General features: G+C 51.7%; 21 protein-coding genes. 5 read left to right on the plus strand and 16 right to left on the minus strand.

What is annotated here, in order from left to right:
* The first annotated feature begins 24 nt into the window (after positions 1–24).
* Both OGX98_RS10090 and OGX98_RS10095 read left to right on the plus strand, forming a co-directional pair.
* Positions 25–1,479 carry an AMP nucleosidase gene (locus OGX98_RS10090; protein ID WP_045441737.1) on the plus strand — a complete coding sequence of 485 codons (1,455 nt, stop codon included), beginning with the start codon at positions 25–27 and terminating at the stop codon, positions 1,477–1,479.
* A 15-nt stretch (positions 1,480–1,494) separates the two neighbouring features.
* Positions 1,495–3,273 carry an aminopeptidase P family protein gene (locus tag OGX98_RS10095; RefSeq protein ID WP_200011875.1) on the plus strand — a complete coding sequence of 593 codons (1,779 nt, stop codon included), beginning with the start codon at positions 1,495–1,497 and terminating at the stop codon, positions 3,271–3,273.
* 52 nt (positions 3,274–3,325) lie between these two features.
* On the opposite strand, the gene ptsG is transcribed toward OGX98_RS10095, so the two are convergent.
* The 14 genes from ptsG to yceD all read right to left on the minus strand — a co-directional run bounded on the left by ptsG (position 3,326) and on the right by yceD (position 15,822).
* The gene (ptsG, locus tag OGX98_RS10100; RefSeq protein WP_045441733.1) at positions 3,326–4,759 is read right to left on the minus strand and encodes a PTS glucose transporter subunit IIBC; all 1,434 of its coding nucleotides are present in this window, start codon (positions 4,757–4,759) and stop codon (positions 3,326–3,328) included.
* Positions 4,760–5,052: 293 nt separating this feature from the next.
* A complete protein-coding gene (locus tag OGX98_RS10105) occupies positions 5,053–5,850 on the minus strand; it encodes a metal-dependent hydrolase (protein ID WP_225760765.1) in 798 nt (265 codons plus the stop codon).
* A gap of 10 nt (positions 5,851–5,860) precedes the next feature.
* Entirely contained in the window at positions 5,861–6,865 is a 1,005-nt protein-coding gene (gene holB, locus OGX98_RS10110; RefSeq protein ID WP_045441728.1) for a DNA polymerase III subunit delta', read from the minus strand.
* The gene (gene tmk, locus OGX98_RS10115; RefSeq protein WP_045441726.1) at positions 6,862–7,503 is read right to left on the minus strand and encodes a dTMP kinase; all 642 of its coding nucleotides are present in this window, start codon (positions 7,501–7,503) and stop codon (positions 6,862–6,864) included. Before tmk ends, holB begins: the two co-directional genes overlap by 4 nt.
* The gene (yceG, locus tag OGX98_RS10120; RefSeq protein ID WP_048221652.1) at positions 7,493–8,515 is read right to left on the minus strand and encodes a cell division protein YceG; all 1,023 of its coding nucleotides are present in this window, start codon (positions 8,513–8,515) and stop codon (positions 7,493–7,495) included. The genes tmk and yceG overlap by 11 nt, the downstream gene beginning before the upstream one ends.
* Positions 8,516–8,517: 2 nt before the next feature.
* The gene (pabC, locus tag OGX98_RS10125; RefSeq protein ID WP_048221653.1) at positions 8,518–9,327 is read right to left on the minus strand and encodes an aminodeoxychorismate lyase; all 810 of its coding nucleotides are present in this window, start codon (positions 9,325–9,327) and stop codon (positions 8,518–8,520) included.
* Positions 9,328–9,465: 138 nt separating this feature from the next.
* On the minus strand, positions 9,466–10,707 hold the full coding sequence (gene fabF, locus OGX98_RS10130; protein WP_045441718.1) for a beta-ketoacyl-ACP synthase II: 1,242 nt from the start codon (positions 10,705–10,707) through the stop codon (positions 9,466–9,468).
* Positions 10,708–10,793: 86 nt separating this feature from the next.
* Positions 10,794–11,030: an acyl carrier protein gene (acpP, locus tag OGX98_RS10135; protein ID WP_000103754.1), complete on the minus strand. Its 237-nt coding sequence runs from the start codon at positions 11,028–11,030 to the stop codon at positions 10,794–10,796.
* A gap of 154 nt (positions 11,031–11,184) precedes the next feature.
* Positions 11,185–11,919: a 3-oxoacyl-ACP reductase FabG gene (gene fabG, locus OGX98_RS10140; RefSeq protein WP_005129017.1), complete on the minus strand. Its 735-nt coding sequence runs from the start codon at positions 11,917–11,919 to the stop codon at positions 11,185–11,187.
* A 12-nt stretch (positions 11,920–11,931) separates the two neighbouring features.
* Entirely contained in the window at positions 11,932–12,861 is a 930-nt protein-coding gene (gene fabD / locus OGX98_RS10145; RefSeq protein ID WP_045441712.1) for an ACP S-malonyltransferase, read from the minus strand.
* A 15-nt stretch (positions 12,862–12,876) separates the two neighbouring features.
* Positions 12,877–13,830: a beta-ketoacyl-ACP synthase III gene (fabH, locus tag OGX98_RS10150; protein WP_045441710.1), complete on the minus strand. Its 954-nt coding sequence runs from the start codon at positions 13,828–13,830 to the stop codon at positions 12,877–12,879.
* Between the two features lie 77 nt (positions 13,831–13,907).
* The gene (gene plsX / locus OGX98_RS10155) at positions 13,908–14,987 is read right to left on the minus strand and encodes a phosphate acyltransferase PlsX (RefSeq protein ID WP_071828916.1); all 1,080 of its coding nucleotides are present in this window, start codon (positions 14,985–14,987) and stop codon (positions 13,908–13,910) included.
* Positions 14,988–15,110: 123 nt separating this feature from the next.
* Entirely contained in the window at positions 15,111–15,284 is a 174-nt protein-coding gene (rpmF, locus tag OGX98_RS10160; RefSeq protein WP_003036242.1) for a 50S ribosomal protein L32, read from the minus strand.
* 16 nt (positions 15,285–15,300) lie between these two features.
* Positions 15,301–15,822 (minus strand): 23S rRNA accumulation protein YceD, encoded by a 522-nt coding sequence (yceD, locus tag OGX98_RS10165; protein WP_003036239.1) that lies wholly within the window; start codon positions 15,820–15,822, stop codon positions 15,301–15,303.
* Positions 15,823–16,019: 197 nt separating this feature from the next.
* Between yceD and OGX98_RS10170 the strand changes: the two genes are divergently transcribed.
* Positions 16,020–16,604: a Maf family protein gene (locus OGX98_RS10170; protein WP_045441703.1), complete on the plus strand. Its 585-nt coding sequence runs from the start codon at positions 16,020–16,022 to the stop codon at positions 16,602–16,604.
* A gap of 80 nt (positions 16,605–16,684) precedes the next feature.
* Here OGX98_RS10170 and rluC read toward each other — a convergent pair whose 3' ends face one another.
* Positions 16,685–17,638 carry a 23S rRNA pseudouridine(955/2504/2580) synthase RluC gene (gene rluC / locus OGX98_RS10175; RefSeq protein WP_167493963.1) on the minus strand — a complete coding sequence of 318 codons (954 nt, stop codon included), beginning with the start codon at positions 17,636–17,638 and terminating at the stop codon, positions 16,685–16,687.
* Positions 17,639–18,210: 572 nt separating this feature from the next.
* Here rluC and rne point away from each other — a divergent pair.
* Positions 18,211–21,459: a ribonuclease E gene (gene rne / locus OGX98_RS10180; RefSeq protein WP_286595236.1), complete on the plus strand. Its 3,249-nt coding sequence runs from the start codon at positions 18,211–18,213 to the stop codon at positions 21,457–21,459.
* A 40-nt stretch (positions 21,460–21,499) separates the two neighbouring features.
* Here the strand turns inward: rne and OGX98_RS10185 are convergent, their stop codons facing one another.
* Positions 21,500–22,525, minus strand: a complete 1,026-nt coding sequence (locus tag OGX98_RS10185) for a LysR family transcriptional regulator (protein WP_045441694.1) — start codon at positions 22,523–22,525, stop codon at positions 21,500–21,502.
* Positions 22,526–22,546: 21 nt separating this feature from the next.
* Here OGX98_RS10185 and OGX98_RS10190 point away from each other — a divergent pair, with 21 nt between their 5' ends.
* On the plus strand, positions 22,547–23,746 hold the full coding sequence (locus tag OGX98_RS10190) for an MFS transporter (protein ID WP_286595237.1): 1,200 nt from the start codon (positions 22,547–22,549) through the stop codon (positions 23,744–23,746).
* Positions 23,747–23,824: the final 78 nt, after the last annotated feature.

A 23,824-nucleotide genomic window follows, 5' to 3' on the forward strand; every position in this document is an offset into this window, starting at 1 on the left:
CATCTGTGGAACAAGGAGACAGACATGAACAATAAGGGCTCCAGCCTGACCCCGGCTCAGGCGCTGGATAAACTGGACGCATTGTATGAGCAATCAGTTAAGGCTCTGCGTAGCGCCATTGGCAAGTACATTGATACCGGGACACTTCCTGATGTAATCGCCCGAGATAAAGGTCTTTTTGTTTACCCTTCACTTTCTGTAACCTGGGATGGCAGCGCCACCAATCCACCAAAAACTCGCGCTTACGGACGTTTTACTCATGCTGGTTGCTATACCACGACCATTACCCGCCCGTCGCTCTTTCGCCCTTATCTTGAAGAACAGCTGACGCTGCTGTATCAAGATTATGATGCTCACATCTCCGTCGAGCCATCGCAGCACGAAATCCCCTATCCCTATGTGATTGACGGTTCTGAACTGACACTTGATCGATCTATGAGTGCCGGATTAACGCGTCATTTCCCTACCACCGAGCTGTCACAGATTGGCGATGAAACCGCAGACGGGACTTATCATCCGGCGGAATTCTCCCCACTGTCACATTTCGACGCCCGACGGGTAGATTTTTCACTGGCACGACTGCGTCACTACACGGGCACGCCGGTTGAACATTTCCAACCCTTTGTACTGTTCACCAATTACACCCGTTATGTTGATGAATTCGTACGCTGGGGATGCAGCCAGATCCTCGATCCTGACAGTCCATATATCGCGCTCTCCTGTGCGGGAGGGATTTGGATCACCGCTGAAACAGAAGCCCCGGAAGAGGCTATCTCCGACCTTGCCTGGAAAAAACACCAGATGCCTGCCTGGCATTTAATCACCGCCGACGGCCAGGGGATCACGCTGGTAAATATTGGCGTAGGCCCGTCTAACGCTAAAACCATTTGTGATCATCTGGCGGTCCTTCGCCCTGATGTCTGGTTGATGATTGGGCACTGTGGTGGTCTGCGCGAAAGCCAGGCAATTGGTGATTATGTTCTTGCCCACGCCTATCTGCGTGACGACCATGTGCTTGATGCCGTACTGCCTCCTGACATTCCTATTCCGAGCATAGCGGAAGTTCAGCGCGCACTGTATGACGCCACCAAAGAGGTCAGCGGTATGCCCGGTGAAGAGGTGAAGCAACGGTTGCGTACCGGCACTGTCGTTACGACCGACGATCGCAACTGGGAATTACGCTACTCCGCTTCTGCGCTGCGCTTTAACCTCAGCCGCGCCGTAGCTATCGATATGGAAAGCGCCACTATCGCTGCTCAGGGCTACAGATTCCGCGTCCCTTACGGCACTCTGCTTTGTGTTTCCGACAAACCGCTGCACGGTGAAATTAAGCTTCCTGGTCAGGCTAACCGATTTTATGAAGGTGCGATTTCTGAGCACCTGCAGATTGGCATCCGGGCTATCGACCGCCTTCGTGCTGAAGGTGACCGACTGCACTCCCGCAAATTACGTACGTTCAACGAACCGCCGTTCCGTTAAGGCCTGAAGGTAACTATGCACAACTCAACTCCCCTTTCCGCTCTGCGCAATCTACTGTTGGCCCTGGGGCTTGACGGTATGATTGTTCCACGCGCTGATGCGCACCAGAGCGAGGATTGCACGCCACACGACAATAAACTGGCCTGGCTCACAGGCTTTAGCGGCTCAGCAGGCCTGGCGTTAGTCCTTCGCGATCGCGCCTTAATGTTTGTCGATGGACGCTATCAGGTTCAGGTACGTAACGAAGTCTCCCTTGATGATTTTGAAATTCATCATCTGCACGATGAGCCGCTGGCGGACTATTTACAGGCACACGTCGCACCAGGCACTCGTATTGGCTTTGAACCCCTGTTGATGGTTAACAGCCAGTTTGAATCCCTGTCGGCCACCCATTGCGAACTGGTGGCTCTGGAAACCGATCCTTTCGACCAGGTATGGCTCGATCGTCCTGCGGCACCGTGCGGCATCATCCGGGAAATGCCTGTTGAAATCAGCGGTGAAAGCAGTACACAAAAACGTGCACGGATCGTAGACCAACTTGCCCGGCATCAGGCTGATACTCTGGCTATTACCCTTCCTGATAATATTGCCTGGCTGCTCAATGTGCGTGGTTCAGATCTTGATATGGTCCCCGTCCCTTTTTCATTTGCCCTGCTGCACCGCACCGGCGAACTGGAGTGGTTTGTTGATACCAACAAAACAAAGCAGTTACCCGAAGCCCTGCTGAGCACGTTGACCCTTGCACCACAAGAGGGTTTTCTCTCTCGCTGCCAGCAACTGGCACAGGGAAAACGTTTTCTGGTTGATAAGGACTATGCCCCGGTTGCTTTGCGTTTTGCGATTGAACAGAACGGAGGTGAAGTTCTTTGGGCCCCGGATCCAATCACATTGATTAAAGCTCATAAGAATGACACTGAACTGGCAGGCTATCGTGAATGCCATGAACAGGATGGTGCTGCATGGGTTAACTTCCTCGCCTGGCTGGCGCATGAGGTACCACTACGTGAGGCGGCCGGTAATCCGGTAACCGAGCTGGAAGCACAAGCCAAACAGTTGGCGTTTCGCCAGCAACAACCCGGGTTTATTGAGCAAAGTTTTGGCACTATTTCAGCTTCAGCCAGTAATGCGGCGATGTGTCATTATCATTCCAGTGAAAAGACAGATACGCCGATTACCTCACAGGCCATGTATCTGAATGACTCCGGTGGTCAGTATCAAAACGGTACCACAGATACGACGCGTACCCTCGCCTTTGGCCCACAGGATCCGCAGCGCCGACTGCACTATACGGCAGTACTGAAAGGCTTTATATCGCTGATCACGCTACAATTCCCCAGCGGCACTCAGGGTCATCAACTGGATGCGTTTAGTCGTCGGGCTCTTTGGGAGCTGGGGCTGGATTACGATCATGGCACCGGACATGGCGTGGGCCACCAGCTACTGATTCATGAGCAGCCCCACCGTATTGCCAAAAAAGTAAATCCTTGGCCTCTGGTCGCAGGCAATATTATTACTATCGAGCCGGGATATTATCTGGCAGGTCAATATGGGATCCGCATCGAGAATCAGGTAGAGATTATCGAGAGTCGTCCAGGCTTTTGCCGGTTCGCCTCACTGACGCAGGTCCCTATCGATTTGAACCTGGTTGAGTTACATCTGTTGAGCGAAACAGAAAAGCAGTGGATTGATGACTACCACCAGCAGGTAAGAGAAACACTGTCGCCACGCGTGGACAGTGACGCACGTCCATGGCTATTTGCAGCCACAGCACCGATTCGTGTTCAGGCCAATTAACGTAAAAAAGGCAGCCCTCAGGCTGCCTTAGTTCTCCCCAACGTCTTACTGCTTAGCTGTTACGGATGTATTCATCCATTTCAGTTTTCAGGTTATCGGACTTAGTCCCGAAGATAGCCTGAACACCGGAACCAGCAACCACGACGCCCGCAGCACCCAGTTTCTTCAGGCCAGCCTGATCAACTTTGGCAACGTCAGCAACGCTGACACGCAGACGAGTGATGCACGCATCCAGGTTAGTGATGTTTTCTTTACCACCAAACGCAGCAACCAGAGCCGGAGCCATTTCACCTGTCGCGCCAGCTTTGCTGTCTTCGGTGGCGTCTTCACGACCCGGAGTTTTCAGGTCCAGCGCTTTGATCAGTACACGGAAAATGGTGTAGTAGACGATTGCATAGCCGAGGCCGACAATCGGGAACAGCCACAGTTTGCTGCTGTTACCGGACAGTACGATAAAGTCGATCAGACCGTGGGAGAACGATGTACCGTCACGCATACCCAGCAGGATACAGATTGGGAATGCCAGACCTGCCAGAATCGCGTGGATGATGTACAGGATCGGCGCCACGAACATGAAGGAGAACTCGATCGGCTCGGTAATACCGGTCAGGAACGAGGTCAGCGCCGCGGAGATCATGATACCGCCCACTTTCGCGCGGTTTTCCGGTTTTGCAGAGTGCCAGATTGCAATAGCAGCAGCCGGCAGACCGTACATTTTAAACAGGAAGCCACCGGACAGTTTGCCCGCAGTCGGGTCACCTGCCATATAACGAGGAATATCACCGTGGAACACCTGGCCTGCAGCATTGGTGTACTCACCGATCTGCATCTGGAAAGGAACGTTCCAGATATGGTGCAGACCAAACGGTACCAGGCAGCGTTCAACGAAGCCGTAGATACCGAATGCCACTACCGGGTTCTGATACGCAGCCCACTGGGAGAACGTCTGAATAGCAGTACCGATTGGCGGCCAAATGAAGGACAGAACCACACCCGTGAAGATGGCAGCCAGACCAGAAATGATAGGAACAAAGCGCTTACCGGCAAAGAAGCCCAGATACTCAGGCAGTTTGATACGGTAGAAGCGGTTGAACATATACGCTGCGATCGCACCGGAGATAATCCCCCCGAGAACACCGGTATCAGCCAGGTGTTTAGCGGCGATTTCTTCTGCAGGTAAATGCAGAACCAGCGGCGCAACCACAGCCATGGTCTTAACCATGATGCCATAGGCGACGACTGAAGCCAGGGCGGATACACCGTCATTGTTGGTGAAGCCTAACGCAACACCGATGGCGAAAATCAGCGGCATGTTTGCAAAAACAGATCCGCCTGCTTCTGCCATCACATGCGATACAACGGCTGGCAGCCAGCTGAAGTTAGCGGAACCGACACCCAGCAGGATACCTGCAATAGGGAGTACGGATACCGGCAGCATCAGCGATTTACCGACCTTTTGCAGGTTAGCAAATGCATTCTTAAACATAATTAGGAGTGCTCCTGAGTATTTGTGCTTTTCTACGTTCTCACGCATTGGCGAGGGGGGAGAACCTCGCCGTGGACAGGGCATCTAAGTACCCTTTATTTATTACACAGAGTAAAATAATTCAGTTCGTTTTTGTTTGACGGCTATCACAATTCAGTTGTGGGTGGCCGCAAAATTCGCACATTCCGATAAAATGAGTATCTGAATGTTTCCAACTGGTTACTCACCGCCCATTCTGGGGCGGTGAACTTTACTCGCTTTACTTATTAATTACGAGCTTTAAAAAAACTCAGTTAACAGGCAGATTGCAGGCGAGATGCGTCGATGTGAAACAGGCGGGCAAAGTTATCGGTGGTGATCTGCGCCAGTTCTTCAACGGCAACACCTTTCAAGACAGCCATGTACTCTGCAACATCACGAACCATTGCCGGTTGGTTCTCTTTTCCACGATGCGGCACCGGCGCAAGGTAGGGAGAATCGGTCTCAACTAACAAACGGTCCAGAGGTACATAGCGTGCAGCATCGCGTAGTTGTTCGGCGTTACGGAACGTGACGATGCCAGAGAAGGAAATATAGAATCCGAGATCCAGCAATTTGCCCGCAGTTTCCCTGTCCTCTGTAAAACAGTGTAGTACGCCGCCACAATCCGTCACTTTTTCTTCGCGCAGAATCGACAGCGTATCCGCTCGCGCATCGCGGGTATGAACAATCACCGGTTTCTGTAACTCGCGACCAATCTGGATGTGGTGAATGAATGATTCCTGCTGGCGAACCTTCGTTTCTGGCGTATAAAAATAGTCCAGCCCGGTTTCGCCCATCGCCACCACGCCCTCCTCGGCGGCAAAACGACGCAGCTCTTCAACATCATATGGCTCATCCTGATTTAACGGATGCACGCCACAGGAGAAAACCACATTGTCACGCACACCAACCAGTTCACGCATGCTGCGGTATCCTGGTAACGTGGTCGCAACGGCAAGACAGAACTTCACATCACGCGCGGCCGCTTTCGCCAGCACGTCATCCACGTTCTTATGCAAAGATTGATAATCCAGGCCATCAAGATGGCAGTGTGAGTCGACTAAAAACATAATGTCTCTCTCAAATATGGGGAACAGGCAGCACAGTGCCTGGTTGCAGATAATGCTCTATGCGGAGGATAAGATCGGTTAATACCAGCTCACGGTTTACGCCCGTCACATTTAGCAACTGCTGACGGCAATGACAAACATCACCAAGTATTGCCTGTATCTGTGCGGCAGTGAAGCGTTCAGCGATTGATGATATCAATGCCAGAGCATCGGGATTAGTCAGATGGGAAACACCATATGGACGTTTAAGAGCATCCGTAAGCAGCGTCGCCAGCCAGTGTAAGCGGACAGCAGCCTGCTCATGATTTAGCACGGCCATCAGCATATACCAGTCGCCAGAGTGCAATGTATTGGCCAGCGCCGCACAGAAATCAGTACGGTGCGTCCAGCTTTCTGCCTGTAACAGCGCTAATGCCGCACCAGGCGAGCCTGCGCTCAAGCGTAATGCGCTAAGAAGTGCGTCCTGTGAGGCCGTCACCTCACGGGCAAGCCAGGAAATTGCGTACGATTCTGCCGGGGGAGCAAGGTGATGCAAGCGACAACGGCTACGTAATGTAGCCAATAAACGTGCAGGTTCCGTACTGGCGAGGAAAAACCAGGTCTGTGCCGGTGGCTCTTCCAGAGTCTTCAACAGAGCGTTGGCAGCGGCATCGGTCAACTGGGCTGCATCAGGGATCCACACCACCTTCGCACCACTCAAACGAGAATGCTCATACAGTTTCTCACTGACTTCGCGAACCGCATCAACGCCCAGTGTACTTTTGCCTTTTTCCGGGAGCAGCGAATAGTAGTCAGGATGTGTTCCCGCCTGCATCAACTGGCATCCGCGACAGTGTCCACAGCTTTTATGACCTTCAGGTTGCTGGCACATCAGATAGCGGCTGAGGGCGTAAATCAGCGCGTCATCCCCCATGCCTGGTAACGCCTGAATCAGTAACGCATGGTGACCACGACCCGCCTGATAACTGGCTACCAGTTTTTCAAAATCCGGTCGTAACCATGGATACCATTTCATGCGCCCTGCTCCTGCACCCAGTGGGTGATGGTATTACGGATATCACTCATCACAGCCTCAAGGGGTTGCGTCGCATCAATAGTCCGAATACTGGAATCTTTAGCGGCCAGTTCAAGGTAGCGGGCACGCGTGCGATTGAAGAAATCAAACGATTCCTGTTCAATGCGATCCAGTTCGCCACGAGCGCGGGCACGTTTTAAACCTACCTCGGGTGTCACATCCAGATAAATTGTCAGGTCAGGGCGAAAATCCCCCAGTACCGCATCACGCAACGTTGCCAGCATAGTCTGGTCAATTCCGCGTCCGCCGCCCTGATAAGCCTGGGTCGACAGATCATGACGATCGCCAATCACCCAACTGCCTTTTGCCAGCGCAGGTTTAATAACGGTTTCCACCAGTTGTACGCGTGCGGCGTAAAACATCAGGACTTCCGCTTTATCGGTAATAATCTCATCACCGACCGATTTGATGTCCAGCACCAGACTTCTTAATTTCTCTGCGAGCTGGGTGCCGCCAGGCTCGCGGGTAAAAACCATGTCGCGAATACCGAGTTGCTCAAGTGTCTCCACTACCACATCGCGCGCAGTGGTTTTTCCGGCGCCTTCCAGGCCCTCAATGACGATGTAATTACTGCCCATTTTTTTCCTTAAGCACTTTCAGATAATCCTGTACCGACCGGTTGTGGCTGGCAAGATTAGTGTTAAACGTGTGACCACCTTTTCCATCAGCCACAAAATAGAGATACGGCGTTTTTGCCGGATGTGCAGCAGCCTGCAACGAGGCTTCTCCAGGCATGGCAATCGGCCCCGGTGGCAGCCCCGTAATGGTATAGGTGTTATAGGCGGTCGGGGTTTCTAAATCCACACGCGACAATTTGCCATTATAACGTGTCCCCATCCCGTAAATCACGGTTGGATCGGTCTGCAGACGCATGCCAATACGTAACCGGTTTATAAATACCGAGGCTACCTGGTCGCGCTCACTGGCAACCGCCGTTTCTTTTTCAATGATAGAGGCCATCGTCACCAGTTGATTTTTATCTTTGTAAGGCAGACCTTCAGCACGACCTTCCCAGACGGTATCCACAGCCTTAACCATTTTTTGATACGCGCGTTTCAACAGCGCGACATCTGTGGTATTGGCGGTATACATCCAGGTATCAGGCCAGAACCAACCTTCCACCCACTCAGGGTTTTCCAGTTTCAACGCCTTAGCAACGGTCTCGTAGTTATCATCGCTGAGCGTATGTTTAATAAATGGCGCATCACGCAGTTGTTTGAGGTAATCGCTCAGGCGCATCCCCTCTACCAGACGTAGCGGGAACTGCGCTTCTTTACCGCTTTCCAGCAGTTTCAGCATATCCCGCACGGTCATGTCAGGTGTAAAGCGATAGGTTCCCGCTTTAAAATGCGAAAGATCCGGCTCAATACGCAACAACCACTGAAACACGCGCGGACGATTGATAACCTTGTCTGCATACAACTGTTCGCCTAACGCCAGTCGACCAGTGCCGGCTTTAAGCGTAAAAATCGTTTCTTCTTTGATCAATAATTTACTATCCGCCAGATGGCGAACTTTCCACATTCCCACTCCCGCGGCAATGCCCAGCACAACCAGCAATAAAACGACAACGAGTAACAATTTTTTCATGACTAATTTGGGTGCTCACAAAGTGGGGCTAAAAAATCGAATAATAAACGTGAAGACAACTGTATGTCGCCACATGCACGCACGGGAATAACAGGCATTAACGCATTGCAAATGATCATCTCATCAGCCTGCATAACCTCCTCCTTCCGGGCATTTACTTCGACAATCTGGAAAGGAGATTGTGCCAGCACTCGCATACAGAATTGTCGCATAATGCCATCTACACCTGCCTGATCCAGGCGGGGAGTGTAAACCACATTATCTTTACGCCAGAATAAATTAGCCGCACAGCATTCCGTAACCCATCCCTCGCTGTCAAGGACCAGAGCCTCATCGGCGTTTGTCTGCTCAAGATGAGACCTAATCAGCACCTGTTCCAGACGGTTTAGGTGCTTCAGTCCGGCAAGCATTGGATTGCGCCCCAGACGGACGGGGCTTAACGCGAGGGTGATTCCTTGCTCTCGCCAGCAATCATAATGTGCAGGCCAGGCAGAAACAGAGAGGATACGGCTGGCACTATGGCAGTTGGCGCCACTGTAGCCCCGACCTCCGCTGCCACGACTGATGATCACCTTCAGTACACCACGGGCATGGGCCACTGCTAACATTTCCATTTCCCGTTGCAGTTCGGGCCATTTCTCGAAGGAGATCAGCAATTTTTGGCAGGTGTCTTGTAAACGCTGGAGATGCGCCGCAAGGAGGCTAACTTTACCGTCGATAATTCGCGCCGTGGTGAAACAGCCATCACCAAACTGCGTCGCCCGATCGCTCGCAGCCAGCATATCTTGCTGACAGCCATTAATTAAGAACATGGTGGCTCCTTATTCGTGGTCCGCTAGTTTGGCAGGATGAGTAACCCAGGACAAGGGCAGAAAATCGAATAAAAAAAGGTCCGACAAGCGGACCTTTTTTTCATCTGGCAAGGACGCTAACGCATCACCTGCAGGCACTTAGATCTTTTTAAAGATCAAGGAACCGTTGGTACCACCGAAACCAAAGGAGTTACAGAGCGCATATTCCATACCGCTAACCTGACGCGCTTCGTGCGGCACGAAGTCCAGGTCACAACCTTCATCCGGGTTATCCAGGTTGATGGTTGGTGGAACAACCTGATCGCGCAGCGCCAGAATAGAGAAAATTGACTCTACAGCACCCGCCGCACCTAACAGGTGTCCGGTCATGGATTTGGTCGAACTGACCATTACGCTACGTGCAGCATCGCCAAAGACAGATTTTACTGCCTGGGTTTCAGCTTTATCGCCTGCCGGTGTGGATGTGCCATGTGCGTTAACATAGGCAATCTGACCAGGTTCAATAGCCGCATCACGCAATGCGTTAACCATCGCCAGTGCAGCACCTGCACCGTTTTCCGGTGGTGACGTCATATGGTAAGCATCGCTGCTCATCCCAAAGCCGACCACTTCAGCATAAATTTTTGCGCCGCGCGCTTTTGCATGCTCATACTCTTCGAGTACAACCATGCCCGCACCGTCACCCAGCACAAATCCGTCACGCTCTTTGTCCCACGGACGGCTCGCCGCTTGCGGGTTATCATTACGCGTAGACAGCGCACGTGCTGCGCCAAAACCACCGACACCCAGCGGCGTACTGGCTTTTTCTGCACCACCCGCGACCATCGCGTCTGCGTCGCCGTATGCAATGATACGTGCAGCATGACCGATGTTATGCACGCCTGAAGTACAGGCGGTCGCGATAGAGATGCTTGGTCCTTGCAGACCATACATGATGGTCAGATGACCAGCCACCATGTTAACAATCGTCGACGGAACGAAGAACGGGCTAATCTTACGCGGTCCACCGTTTACCAGTGAGGTATGGTTTTCTTCGATAAGACCGAGACCGCCAATACCGGAGCCAATAGCGGCGCCAATACGGTGAGCGTTCTCTTCCGTAATCTCGAGGCCAGAATCCTGCATGGCCTGAACGCCAGCGACAATTCCATATTGAATGAAGGCATCCATCTTGCGCTGTTCTTTGCGCGAGATAATGTCATCACAGTTAAAATCCTTTACTAAGCCAGCAAATTTCGTTGCATAGGCGCTAGTATCGAAATGGTCGATCAGGCTGATGCCACTCTGACCGGCAAGGAGAGCTTTCCAGGTAGACTCTACGGTATTGCCGACAGGAGACAACATGCCCAGTCCGGTCACAACTACACGACGCTTAGACACGGTTGTCCTCCAGGGAGGGAAAAATGATTCAAGTGGGATAAAAAGATAAAACTCAGGCGGTCGAATGACCGCCTGGAGATGTTCACTTACGCCTGGTGGCCGTTGATGTAATCAATGGCAGCCTGAACGGTAGTGATTTTCTCAGCTTCTTCGTCCGGAATCTCAGTATCAAACTCTTCTTCCAGGGCCATTACCAGCTCAACGGTGTCAAGAGAATCCGCGCCCAGGTCTTCAACGAAGGAAGCATTGTTGGTAACTTCTTCCTGCTTAACGCCCAGCTGTTCGCCGATAATTTTCTTAACGCGTTCTTCGATAGTGCTCATACTCTTAAATTTCCTATCAAAACTCGCTTTCGCGATGGTTTTCGTAGTGTATAAAATGTTGAAAAATTTGCAACTAAATCCCGGCAGTTCTTACCACGATTTTACGTTATTTTGAGGCTAATCCCTAGAATAACGCAAATCTTTTTCATCGTGGTTAAACCATGTACATCCCGCCGTTGACGTGCAAAGTCTCACCAGTGATGTAACTTGCTTCGTCAGAAGCTAAAAATGCAACCGCACTGGCAATTTCCTGAGCGCCACCAAGGCGACCCGCAGGAACCTGTGCCAGAATACCCGCACGCTGATCATCAGACAGCGCACGCGTCATGTCCGTTTCAATAAAGCCCGGAGCAACAACGTTTACAGTAATACCACGGGACGCAACTTCACGCGCCAATGATTTACTGAAGCCGATCAGACCCGCTTTCGCCGCAGCGTAGTTAGCCTGACCCGCATTTCCCATGGTACCAACCACAGAACCGATAGTGATAATACGACCATGACGCTTTTTCATCATAGCGCGCATTACCGCTTTTGACAGACGGAAAACAGATGACAGGTTGGTTTCGATGATATCGTTCCACTCGTCATCTTTCATGCGCATTAACAGGTTATCACGAGTAATCCCGGCATTATTGACCAGAATATCGACTTCACCAAATTCTGCGCGGATATTTCCCAGAACAGATTCGATAGATGCAGGATCGGTCACATTCAACATCAGACCCTTACCGTTTGCACCTAAGTAATCGCTAATGGCCTGCGCACCACTTTCGCTGGTTGCAGTACCGATAACTTTCGCGCCACGGGCAACAAGTGTTTCAGCAATTGCGCGGCCAATGCCACGGCTTGCACCGGTTACCAGCGCGATTTTTCCTTCAAAACTCATGATATTCCTCTTTTATTGCGAAAGTGCCGCAGACAGCGCCGCCGGCTCATTCAGTGCCGAAGCCGTCAGGGTGTCAACAATACGTTTCGTCAGGCCGGTGAGGACTTTACCCGGGCCAACTTCATACAGGTGTTCTACGCCCTGGGATGCCATAAACTCAACAGTTTTGGTCCACTGAACTGGGCTATATAACTGACGAACAAGCGCGTCGCGGATGGCATCTGCTGTTGTTTCGCATTTCACGTCAACGTTGTTAACAACCGGTACAGTCGGTGCGTTGAAAGTGATTTTCTGCAGCTCAACGGCCAGTTTATCAGCCGCAGGCTTCATTAGCGCACAGTGAGATGGCACGCTAACCGGCAACGGCAGTGCACGCTTAGCGCCAGCAGCTTTACAGGCGGCACCTGCACGTTCAACAGCTTCTTTATGCCCGGCAATAACCACCTGACCCGGTGAGTTAAAGTTTACCGGAGAAACGACCTGACCGTCGGCTGACTCTTCACACGCTTTCGCAATGGATGCGTCATCCAGACCGATGATAGCAGACATGCCGCCAGTGCCTTCCGGTACAGCTTCCTGCATGAATTTACCACGCAGTTCAACCAGACGTACGGCATCAGCAAAATTGATGACACCCGCACACACCAGTGCAGAGTATTCACCCAGGCTATGCCCTGCCATCAGTGCAGGCGTTTTACCGCCCTGCTGCTGCCAAACGCGATACAGCGCGACAGAGGCGGTTAACAGTGCCGGCTGTGTCTGCCAGGTTTTATTCAGTTCTTCCGCCGGCCCCTGTTGAGTCAGTGCCCATAAATCATAGCCCAGCGCTGCTGAAGCTTCAGCGAAAGTTTCTTCTACGCATGGGTAAGCTGCTGCCATTTCAGACAACATCCCAACGGTTTGAGAACCCTGTCCCGGGAACACAAATGCAAATTGCGTCATGATTAAATCCTTATACTAGAAACGAACCAGCGCGGAACCCCAGGTGAATCCACCACCAAAGGCCTCAAGCAATATCAGTTGCCCTGCTTTAATGCGCCCGTCACGGACAGCTTCGTCCAGTGCGCACGGTACGGAAGCAGCGGACGTATTGCCATGTCTGTCCAGCGTTACCACGACATTATCCATCGACATACCCAGCTTTTTCGCTGTTGCGCTGATAATGCGGAGGTTTGCCTGATGTGGTACCAGCCAGTCCAGCGCAGAACGGTCAAGATTATTTGCTTCCAGCGTTTCATCAACGATGTGAGCAAGCTCGGTAACTGCGACTTTAAATACTTCGTTACCCGCCATCGTCAGATGAATCGAGTTTTCCGGGTTCACACGATCGGCATTGGGCAGCGTCAGCAGTTCTCCGTAACGCCCATCAGCATGCAGATGTGTAGAGAGGATGCCTGGCTCTTCTGAGGCGCTCAGTACCACTGCGCCCGCACCATCACCAAAAATGATGATCGTCCCACGATCGGTTGGATCGCAAGTACGCGCCAGCACATCAGAACCGACTACCAGAGCGTGTTTCACCGCGCCTGACTTAACATATTGATCGGCAACGCTCAGCGCGTAGGTAAAGCCAGCGCATGCCGCAGCGACATCAAACGCCGGGCAGCCTTTAATTCCCAGCATACTTTGAATCTGGCACGCTGCACTTGGAAATGCGTGCGTTGATGACGTGGTAGCTACCACGATCAAACCAATTTGTTCTTTATCGATGCCGGCCATTTCAATAGCGCGGTTTGCGGCGGCAAAGCCCATCGTCGCAACTGTTTCGTTTGGCCCTGCAATATGGCGTTCACGGATACCTGTACGAGTGACGATCCACTCATCAGATGTCTCGACCATTTTTTCCAAATCGGCGTTAGTACGCACTTGTTCAGGCAGATAGCTGCCGGTACCAATAATCTTCGTATACATGTACGCTCAGTCACTTTTTGGTTATATACCGCCACGAGCAAATCACTGGTACGTTGACTTCATTCACGACCACACTGTTATCTGTGCACCCGCGAATTTGTGCTTTCGTCACCGTCCAGCAGTTCGAATCCAGCTGGGTATACCGATTCCAGGCGAGCGGCAATTCGCTGAGGAACTTGTCGCTGCACCGCCTGCACTGCCTGTTCTATCGCGACTTCAAATGCTCGCTGATTGGCCGCACCATGACTTTTAATCACCGTGCCGCGTAATCCTAACAGACAGGCGCCATTATACTGGTCGGGGTTGAGGTGACTGAATCGCCTCGTCAGGCTTTTTTGTAACCAACGTTTTAATAACAGCAGCCACCACGACCGTTTTTTGCCCTCACCCTGAGACTTCAGCAGTGAAAGGAACATTCTTACAACACCTTCCATCGTCTTTAATGTGACATTACCTGTAAAGCCGTCACAAACCAGCACATCAGTTTTGCCGGTCAGCAACTCATTGGCTTCAAGATAGCCGATATAGTTGATAGAAGGGATTGTTTTTAGCACAGCAGAAGCGTCCCGAATGCTATCGAGACCCTTGGTTTCTTCTTCGCCAATGTTGAGCAATGCGACCCGAGGATTGGCAATCCCAACCACCTCTTCTGCCAACACGGAACCCATGACGGCAAATTGCACCAACATATTACTGTCGCAATCCACGTTGGCACCTAAATCCAGTACCACCGTTTTGCCCTTTTGCTGATGAGGTAATACCGTCACCAGCGCAGGACGCTCAATCCCCTCAAGGGGTTTGAGTAATAACTTCGCAAGTCCCATAAGTGCGCCCGTATTACCGGCGCTCACACAGGCTTGTGCTCGACCTTCTTTCACGAGCTCCAGGGCAACACGCATTGAGCTTCCACGACTGGCGCGGATAGCCTGCGAGGGCCGGGCATCACTGGCAATAACTGACTGAGCAGGAATCATCTGCAGACGTGAACGTTGTTCGAAGTCAGCTTTGGCAAGTAATGGCGTGATTGTATCGGGATCCCCGACTAAAAGAAGTGTGAGTTGCGAATTAGAATTCAGTGCCTGCAGTGCTGCAGGCACTGTCACGGTAGGGCCAAAATCTCCCCCCATGACATCTAACGCCAGGGTTAGACGTGTCAAGGTATCGTCGCTGCCCGGTTAGGTGTTTCCCCAGTTACCCGGGGAAAGCCTCACTAAGCTTCATCACGCTTGTACTCTTCATCTTTCTCACAGAAGTGCGAAGTCCGTCGAGCAATAGCGTGATTACTTAGCGATTACCTTACGGCCACGGTAGAAACCGTCGGCAGTGATGTGGTGACGCAGGTGTTGTTCACCAGAAGTTTTGTCTACAGACAGGCTGGTGACTGCGGTCAGAGCGTCATGAGAACGACGCATGCCACGTTTGGAACGGGTTGGTTTATTCTGTTGTACGGCCATGGACCTTACTCCTCAATTACTTACGCTTTAAGCTGGCTAATACGGCAAATGGGTTTGGTTTTTGCGCTTCATCAGGCAATTCGCCAAAGACCATGTCCGCCTCGGACACTTCACAGTGTTCAGAATCATGCACCGGAACTACCGGCAAGGAGAGGATAATCTCATCTTCAACCATTGCAAGCAGATCGATTTCACCGAATTCGTTAACCTCAATCGGCTCATACGCTTCCGGGAGTGCTTCAGCCTGCTCGTCTGAACGGACAGGACTAAAACAATATGTTGTGTGAACATGAAGTGGGAACGGTTTCCCGCAACGCTGACATTCGAGCGTAACCGATACCTTTGCATCGCCGGTTATAACCGCAAGGCGTTGGTTGTCGATCGCGAACGACATGGAGCATTCCACATCACTGTCCACACTGACTACAGAATCGGCGACGCGCTCAACCAGATCAGAAGTATAGATACCTTCATAATCGAGGCGTTTTTGAGCCGTACGAACCGGATCAAGAGTCAGGGGTAATTTTACCTTTTGCATAGGGCGCGCATATTAACTTTGTAACGTCATATAGTCAAAGAAAAAGGCAGCCTGAGGTTGCCTTTTGCCAATAATTCGCACACATTGCGGGTCATCGACTTAAAATCGATCAAGACAAGCCATCGCAGCCAGCTTGAAGGACGAAGTCCATAGTTTAAAATGGCTCTCATCATTACGCTATATGCGGGGGAAAAAATATGCCTCAACTGATTCTTGCGTCTACCTCTCCCTGGCGTCGCGCATTGCTCGAAAAACTGGCTATCCCATTCGAATGTGCAGCACCTGAGGTTGATGAAACACCGTTACCCGGCGAAACACCTCGACACCTGGTATTACGCCTGGCACAGGAGAAAGCGCAATCCCTTGCCCACCGTTTTTCTTCGCACCTGATTATTGGTTCAGATCAGATTTGTGTGCTTGATGGAGAAATAACCGGAAAGCCGTTAACAGAAGAAAAAGCGAGACTACAATTAGCTAAAGCCAGTGGCAATATTGTCACTTTTTATACCGGGCTGGCACTTTATAATTCCGCGAACGGACATTTACAAACCGAAGTCGAACCGTTTGATGTCCACTTTCGTCATTTAAGCGAAACAGAAATAGAAGATTATGTGCGCAAAGAGCGTCCTCTGCATTGTGCCGGAAGTTTTAAAAGTGAAGGGCTAGGTATTGCTCTCTTCGAGCGTCTGGAAGGTCGCGACCCTAACACGCTGATTGGTCTGCCTCTGATAGCGCTGTGCCAGATGTTGCGCCGGGAAGAAATGAACCCACTGAAGGCCTAGTTGACGGGCCGGATGACGCTAAAGCGTCTTATCAGGCCCACAACGAAACACTCCCCACAGGCCTGATAAGCAAAGCTCTATCAGGCTTTATTACGTAACACCTCAAGGCAGCGTTTCAGCTGTTTATCCATCGGCGCTTCAATTCTCATAACTTCACCAGTGCCTGGATGGGTAAATTTCAATGCTGCAGCGTGCAGAAAGAGTCGGGACAACCCCGTGCCAGCCAATTGTTTATCGAACTCACGGTCGCCATAGCGATCGTCAAACGCAATCGGATGCCCTGCATGCTGTGTATGTACACGAATCTGGTGCGTACGCCCGGTCACAGGGCTACAGCGTACAAGAGTGGCAAACGCATAGCGCTCCTCTACTTTAAAGCGCGTTTCCGATGGCTTGCCTTCCTGATTAACTCGCACAATACGCTCACCGCTTTGTAAAATATTCTTTAACAGCGGTGCCTGCACGGCTTTGACATGCGACTGCCACTGACCTCTTACCAGCGCCAGATAGTCTTTCTGCATCCCTTTTTCCCGCAGTTGCTCATGCAGCGAACGCAACGCTGAACGCTTTTTGGCAACCAACAGCACGCCTGAGGTATCACGGTCGAGGCGATGCACCAGCTCGAGGAAACGCGCTTCGGGACGTAGCGCACGTAAGCCTTCAATCACGCCAAAGCTTAACCCACTGCCGCCATGCACAGCAGTGCCTGAGGGCTTGTTGAGCACCAGAATATGGTCATCTTCATATAAAATGACATCAGTAAGCGCCGCAACTTTTTGCAGATGCGGTGAAATAGCTTCTTCTTCACGCTCAGCCACGCGCACAGGTGGTATACGCACAATATCCCCGTCTTCGAGCTTATATTCGGGTTTGATGCGTTTTTTGTTCACCCGCACTTCGCCTTTACGCAAAATGCGATAAATCATACTTTTCGGCACACCTTTGAGCTGGGTGCGTAAAAAGTTGTCGATGCGTTGCCCTGCTTCATCGGCAGTAATGGCAACTATTTTTACGGCTGGAGTCTCTGTTTTCATGGGGGCCGATTTTAAATAGCCATCAAGATTCGCGCCACACATTTTTCTATGCTTATATTAACTGCTATACCCTATTACTTAAGTTTGACAGTTCCAATTTGATGGTTATTAAACCAATCACTCTGCGGAAGTGCAAAAACTGTGAGTAACCGGGTGATAAATGGCAAAAGTCATCTTGCTATAACAAGGTTAGCAGTGGAATAATGTGGTCGTCTCCGTGTTGAATCTTGTTAAAACAAGAACTTTTCCGGAATGACCCAATTTTGCCCGACCGATCATCAACGCAGCAATGGCGTAAGACGTATTGATCTTTCAGGCAGTTAGCGGGCTGCGGGTTGCAGTCCTTACCGGTAAAAGGAAGCTTCTCTGGAGAGTTTTCCCAGACTGTTCCCCTGATAATTGCGCTGTGTTTCCGTATGAAATACAGGCAACCGACACTCTGCGCCTCTTTGAGCTGACGATAACCGTGAGGTTGGCGACGCGAATAGACACGAGGCCATCGGTTCACACCCGGAAAGGCATTACTCTGCCCGCAGCTTAGTCGTCAATGTAAGAATAATGAGTAAGTTACGATGAAAAGAATGTTAATTAACGCAACTCAGCAGGAAGAGTTGCGTGTCGCCCTTGTAGATGGGCAGCGTCTGTACGATCTGGATATCGAAAGTCCTGGACACGAGCAGAAAAAAGCAAACATCTATAAAGGCAAAATTACCCGTATTGAACCGAGCCTGGAAGCTGCTTTTGTTGATTACGGCGCTGAACGTCACGGTTTCCTCCCGTTAAAAGAAATTGCCCGCGAATACTTTCCCGCAAACTACAACTCCCATGGTCGTCCAAACATTAAAGATGTGTTGCGCGAAGGCCAGGAAGTAATTGTTCAGATTGATAAAGAAGAACGCGGCAATAAAGGTGCTGCGCTGACCACTTTTATCAGTCTGGCTGGCAGCTATCTGGTTCTGATGCCGAATAACCCGCGCGCGGGTGGTATCTCTCGTCGCATTGAAGGCGATGACCGTACCGAATTAAAAGAAGCGCTGGCAAGCCTGGAACTACCTGATGGTATGGGGCTTATCGTGCGTACCGCAGGCGTCGGCAAATCCGCCGAAGCGCTGCAGTGGGACCTGAGTTTCCGCCTGAAACACTGGGAAGCGATTCAAAAAGCCGCTGAAAGCCGCCCTGCTCCGTTCCTGATCCACCAGGAAAGCAACGTAATTGTTCGCGCATTCCGCGACTATTTACGTCAGGATATTGGTGAAATTCTCATCGATAACCCGAAAGTGATGGAGATGGCACGTCAGCATATCGCTGCGTTAGGTCGTCCGGATTTCAGCAGCAAGATTAAGCTCTACACCGGTGAAATTCCGCTGTTCAGCCATTATCAAATCGAGTCTCAGATTGAATCTGCATTCCAGCGTGAAGTCCGCCTGCCTTCCGGTGGTTCTATCGTTATTGATAGCACCGAAGCACTGACCGCCATCGACATCAACTCCGCACGCGCAACACGCGGTGGCGATATCGAAGAGACCGCATTTAACACCAACCTCGAAGCCGCCGATGAGATTGCTCGTCAGTTACGTCTGCGCGACCTGGGCGGTCTGATCGTCATCGACTTCATCGATATGACTCCGGTTCGTCACCAGCGTGCGGTAGAAAACCGTCTGCGTGAAGCCGTACGTCAGGATAGAGCTCGTATTCAGATCAGCCATATTTCCCGTTTCGGCCTGCTGGAGATGTCTCGCCAGCGTCTGAGTCCGTCACTGGGTGAATCCAGTCATCACGTATGCCCGCGCTGTAGCGGCACTGGCACCGTGCGTGATAACGAATCGCTGTCACTCTCTATTTTGCGTCTGATTGAAGAAGAAGCGCTGAAAGAGAATACTCAGGAAGTTCACGCAATTGTTCCTGTGCCAATTGCGTCTTACCTGCTCAACGAAAAACGTACTGCGGTCAATGCCATTGAAACCCGCCAGAACGGCGTGCGCTGTGTGATCGTGCCAAACGATCAGATGGAAACCCCGCACTATTCCGTACTGCGCGTGCGTAAAGGGGAAGAGACTCCAACCCTGAGTTACCTGCTGCCGAAACTGCACGAAGAAGCGATGGCATTGCCGACAGAAGAAGAATATGTCGAGCGTAAACAGCCTGAACAACCGGCACTTGCGACCTTCGCAATGCCAGATGTTCCGCCTGCGCCGGCTCTGCAGGAGCCGGCCGTTAAAGCGGCTACCGCACCAAAAGCCACGGCAACCGCAACTGAAGCCGCACAGCCTGGTTTGTTTAGCCGTTTCCTCGGCGCGCTGAAGTCTATCTTCGGTGGCAATGACGAAGTGAAACCTGTTGAGCAACCAGCTCCGAAAGCTGAAGAGAAATCCGAACGCCAGCAGGATCGTCGCAAACCACGTCAAAACAATCGTCGCGACCGTAACGATCGCCGTGATAATCGCGATAACCGTGGCGATCGTGATAACCGCAATGAGCGCGCTGAAAGCAGCGAGAACCGTGATGAAAATCGCCGTAACCGTCGCCAGGCGCAGCAGCAAAATGCTGAAACACGTGATAACCGCCAGCAGTCTAACGATGCCGCTGATAAAGCGAAATCAGGTGACGAGCAGCAGGCTCCGCGCCGTGAACGCAATCGCCGTCGTAACGATGATAAACGTCAGGCACAGCAGGAAGTTAAAGAACTGAATCTGGCTGAACAACCGGCACAGGATACGGAACAGGAAGAGCGTGTACGCCAGCCTCAGACCCGCCGTAAACAGCGTCAGTTAAACCAGAAAGTCCGTTTCACTGATAGTGCGCCGGTCGAAGCTGAAGTGGTTGCCGCAGCGATAGCTGCTGAAGCCCCAGTTGTTCAGCAGGTTGCGCCAGTTGTACCAGCCCAACGTACCGAACTGGCGAAAGTTGATTTACCAGCTGTCGTTGCACCGGAGCAGGAAGACAACAGCGAAGCGCGCGATTCCAACGGTATGCCGCGTCGTTCCCGCCGTTCTCCTCGCCATCTGCGTGTAAGCGGACAACGTCGCCGTCGTTATCGTGACGAGCGTTATCCGGTTCAGTCACCGATGCCGTTAACTGTTGCATGTGCTTCTCCGGAATTAGCGTCCGGTAAAGTGTGGATCAGCTACCCTGTCGCGCGTCCTCAGGATATGCATGTTGAAGAGCAGCGCGAGCAGGAAGTTACACCTGTCCAACCGGTTGTCGCTGAACAGCAAGCCATTGCTGCTGTCGTTGAAACCGTAGCTGAACCTGTGGTTGAAGCAGTAGCGGAAGCACCGGTTGTGACTGAAGCCATTGTTGCTGAACCTCAGGCTACCGTTGTTGAAACTACGCATCCTGAAGTTATTGCTGCGCCGGTCGAGGAACAACCGCAGATCATCGCTGAATCCGACGAACCTGTTGCTGAAAAAATTGCTTCAGAAGCCGAACCTGTTACAGAAGTCGCTGAAGTGGCTGAAACGCCAGTTGTCGAAGAGCCTGTTGAAGTCGCGGTCTCCCAGCCAGAAGTGGTTGAAGAGACTGTTGATGAAACACCGGTTGCGCAAGCACCAAAAGATGACGTTGACGTTATTGCCCCCGTCGTGGTGGCTGAAGAAACCGCTACAGCAAGCGCTCCTGCTACTGTGGAAATCCTGGCGGCCCACAGCCATGCAACCGCACCAATGACCCGCGCACCTGCGCCGGAATATGTGCCGGAAGCGCCGCGTCAAAGCGACTGGCAGCGCCCTGCTTTCGCCTTTGATGGTAAAGGTGCAGCAGGCGGGCATAGCGCCACACATCAGGCCACAGCGCCAGCAACGCGCCCACAGCCTGTTGAGTAAGACATAATCGTCACAAAAGCCGACCTTCGGGTCGGCTTTTTTATATCTCGTCTACGCGCTTCATTCCCGCCAGTCGTGGCATTACATCCTTCATCAGCGCCAAAAATTTACGCAATCGGGTAGGATAATAGCGCGCCCAGGGGTACACCAAATGAACCGGCAGTGGCGCTGCATGCCAGTCTGGTAACAGCTCTACCAGGCGCCCATGAACAATATCCTCTTCTACCATCCAGCTTGAAACAATCGCCACTCCCAGCCCTGCAAGGGCTGCATTTCTTGCAACATAAATACTGTCCGTGCTTAACCTGGGAGAAATATTTACCGTAAAGGGTTCATTGTTCTGTTGGTGAAGCAACGACACGCTACGTTGATAAAATGTGCTTAGCGCGATCCAGGGCAGCGATGATAACTGCTCAGGATGCGTAATCTCGTGATACTGCATCAGCAGTTTCGGACTGATCACCATGCTACGGGGAACTTCAGCCAGTAATACCGAGACCGTTGCCGGATCGACCTCGGCCCCGACTCTGATGGCGCAATCTATATTATCGCTGAGAAAATCAACCGTTTTGTCATTGAGCATCCACTCCACCGAGAGCTGCGGGTAGCGTGAAAGAAACTGTAATAGCGGCTCAAGGAGCTGCTGCTGGCCGAACGCATGTGGTGCCCGTACCCGAAGCGTACCTACCGGGTCGTCTTCCTTAACATTGAGACCATCTTCCAGCGCCAGCCAGGCATCAATAATATGCCTGGCGTGATGATATCCACGCTCACCGTCATCAGTTAATTTCATCGCATGAGTGGTGCGTAAAATCAGTTTAACGCCCAGCAATGTTTCAAGAGACTGCAGTCTCCGGCTTATAGTCGCCTGGGTTGTACCCATCTGTTTTGCCGCCGAAGATAGCGATCCCGCTTCAACGATACGTACAAATGTCCGCATCAGCTCAACCCTGTCTATACGTTCTGTTTTAATCATTCCCGCAGTCACCATACGCCAAACGTATAACTGTTTTACCACCACACTCGCTACCGAACCACCCACTGAAAGATAAAAATAGCCGTACATCTTGTGATTGAGGAATCATTCGTGAACACACATACCGCACTCTCCCGTTGGATCATTTTTGTTATGGCATTGGGCGCTGGGTTCAGCGTTGCTGCTATCTACTATGCCCAGCCTCTATTGCCATTGATGGGCCAGGATCTGGCCTTGAGTATCACCGGGATGGGACTGATTCCGACGCTGACCCAGGCGGGATATGCACTCGGCATTCTATTTTTATTACCACTGGGCGATCGCTATGACCGGCGGACATTAATCCTGCTGAAAAGTCTCTCTCTGGCCGTACTTCTTTTGGCATGCAGCTTTGCCGGACAGCTTCATTCGCTGCTACCAATCAGTCTGCTGATGGGGATGGCAGCCACAATGGCCCAGGATATTGTTCCCGCCGCGGCTATCCTTGCGTCTGAAGGAAAACAGGGTAAAACAGTGGGTACCGTTATGACCGGTCTTCTGTTGGGTATTCTGCTTTCGCGTACCGTCAGTGGCCTGGTGGGCGAGGCATTTGGCTGGAGAGAAATGTATCAACTCTCAGCCGTCAGTATTGCAGTAATTACCGCAATCATGTGGAGAATGCTGCCCCGCTTTACGGTGCATTCCACACTGAACTATCCATCATTAATGCTTTCAATGGCACAGCTCTGGCAACGTTACCCCGCACTGCGCCGTGCTGCGCTGGCACAAGGTTTCCTGTCGATAGCCTTCAGCGCTTTCTGGTCGACACTGGCGGTCATGTTATCCGAACATTACCAAATGGGCAGTGCAGTAGCAGGGGCTTTTGGCGTCGCTGGCGCCGCTGGTGCGCTTGCAGCACCAGTGGCCGGTCACCTCGCAGATAAAGTCGGCGCCGAAAAAGTCACTCAACTTGGTGCTTTGTTAGTTATGTTATCTTTTGCGCTTATGTTCTTTTTACCTGTCTTACCTGTGCCAGGTCAGTGGTTGCTGATTGCCTTTGCTGCGGTAGGCTTTGATCTCGGATTACAGTCAAGTCTGGTGGCCCATCAGAATCTGGTTTATAGCCTGGAACCACAGGCCCGGGGTCGCCTGAATGCTCTGCTGTTTACTATAGTGTTTATCGGTATGGCGCTGGGCTCAGTTCTCGGAAGTCAAGTCTACGCGCTGGCGAACTGGCAAGGCGTGGTGGGGCTAGCGACCCTCAGTAGCGCTATTGCGCTGGTGATAAGAATGACTGGTAAAGTGCCGGTTAGTCGGACGGAAACAGCCTAAAAAAATGCCCGCGCCGGGGTGTGAATGGAGCGGGCAGACAAACATATCCAGTTTCATGATATGTTTCAAAAATGGTTG

The sequence above is a fragment of the Citrobacter sp. Cm046 genome (assembly GCF_030333065.1).
In the GTDB taxonomy this organism is placed as follows: domain Bacteria; phylum Pseudomonadota; class Gammaproteobacteria; order Enterobacterales; family Enterobacteriaceae; genus Citrobacter; species Citrobacter murliniae.

What these genes read in the sequence shown, in the direction of transcription:
- OGX98_RS10090 (WP_045441737.1), top strand. Translation starts at nt 25, where the DNA reads ATGAACAATAAGGGCTCCAGCCTGACCCCGGCTCAGGCGCTGGATAAA.
- OGX98_RS10095 (WP_200011875.1), top strand. Translation starts at nt 1,495, where the DNA reads ATGCACAACTCAACTCCCCTTTCCGCTCTGCGCAATCTACTGTTGGCC.
- ptsG (WP_045441733.1), bottom strand. Translation starts at nt 4,759, where the DNA reads ATGTTTAAGAATGCATTTGCTAACCTGCAAAAGGTCGGTAAATCGCTG.
- OGX98_RS10105 (WP_225760765.1), bottom strand. Translation starts at nt 5,850, where the DNA reads ATGTTTTTAGTCGACTCACACTGCCATCTTGATGGCCTGGATTATCAA.
- holB (WP_045441728.1), bottom strand. Translation starts at nt 6,865, where the DNA reads ATGAAATGGTATCCATGGTTACGACCGGATTTTGAAAAACTGGTAGCC.
- tmk (WP_045441726.1), bottom strand. Translation starts at nt 7,503, where the DNA reads ATGGGCAGTAATTACATCGTCATTGAGGGCCTGGAAGGCGCCGGAAAA.
- yceG (WP_048221652.1), bottom strand. Translation starts at nt 8,515, where the DNA reads ATGAAAAAATTGTTACTCGTTGTCGTTTTATTGCTGGTTGTGCTGGGC.
- pabC (WP_048221653.1), bottom strand. Translation starts at nt 9,327, where the DNA reads ATGTTCTTAATTAATGGCTGTCAGCAAGATATGCTGGCTGCGAGCGAT.
- acpP (WP_000103754.1), bottom strand. Translation starts at nt 11,030, where the DNA reads ATGAGCACTATCGAAGAACGCGTTAAGAAAATTATCGGCGAACAGCTG.
- fabG (WP_005129017.1), bottom strand. Translation starts at nt 11,919, where the DNA reads ATGAGTTTTGAAGGAAAAATCGCGCTGGTAACCGGTGCAAGCCGTGGC.
- fabD (WP_045441712.1), bottom strand. Translation starts at nt 12,861, where the DNA reads ATGACGCAATTTGCATTTGTGTTCCCGGGACAGGGTTCTCAAACCGTT.
- fabH (WP_045441710.1), bottom strand. Translation starts at nt 13,830, where the DNA reads ATGTATACGAAGATTATTGGTACCGGCAGCTATCTGCCTGAACAAGTG.
- rpmF (WP_003036242.1), bottom strand. Translation starts at nt 15,284, where the DNA reads ATGGCCGTACAACAGAATAAACCAACCCGTTCCAAACGTGGCATGCGT.
- yceD (WP_003036239.1), bottom strand. Translation starts at nt 15,822, where the DNA reads ATGCAAAAGGTAAAATTACCCCTGACTCTTGATCCGGTTCGTACGGCT.
- OGX98_RS10170 (WP_045441703.1), top strand. Translation starts at nt 16,020, where the DNA reads ATGCCTCAACTGATTCTTGCGTCTACCTCTCCCTGGCGTCGCGCATTG.
- rluC (WP_167493963.1), bottom strand. Translation starts at nt 17,638, where the DNA reads ATGAAAACAGAGACTCCAGCCGTAAAAATAGTTGCCATTACTGCCGAT.
- rne (WP_286595236.1), top strand. Translation starts at nt 18,211, where the DNA reads ATGAAAAGAATGTTAATTAACGCAACTCAGCAGGAAGAGTTGCGTGTC.
- OGX98_RS10185 (WP_045441694.1), bottom strand. Translation starts at nt 22,525, where the DNA reads ATGTACGGCTATTTTTATCTTTCAGTGGGTGGTTCGGTAGCGAGTGTG.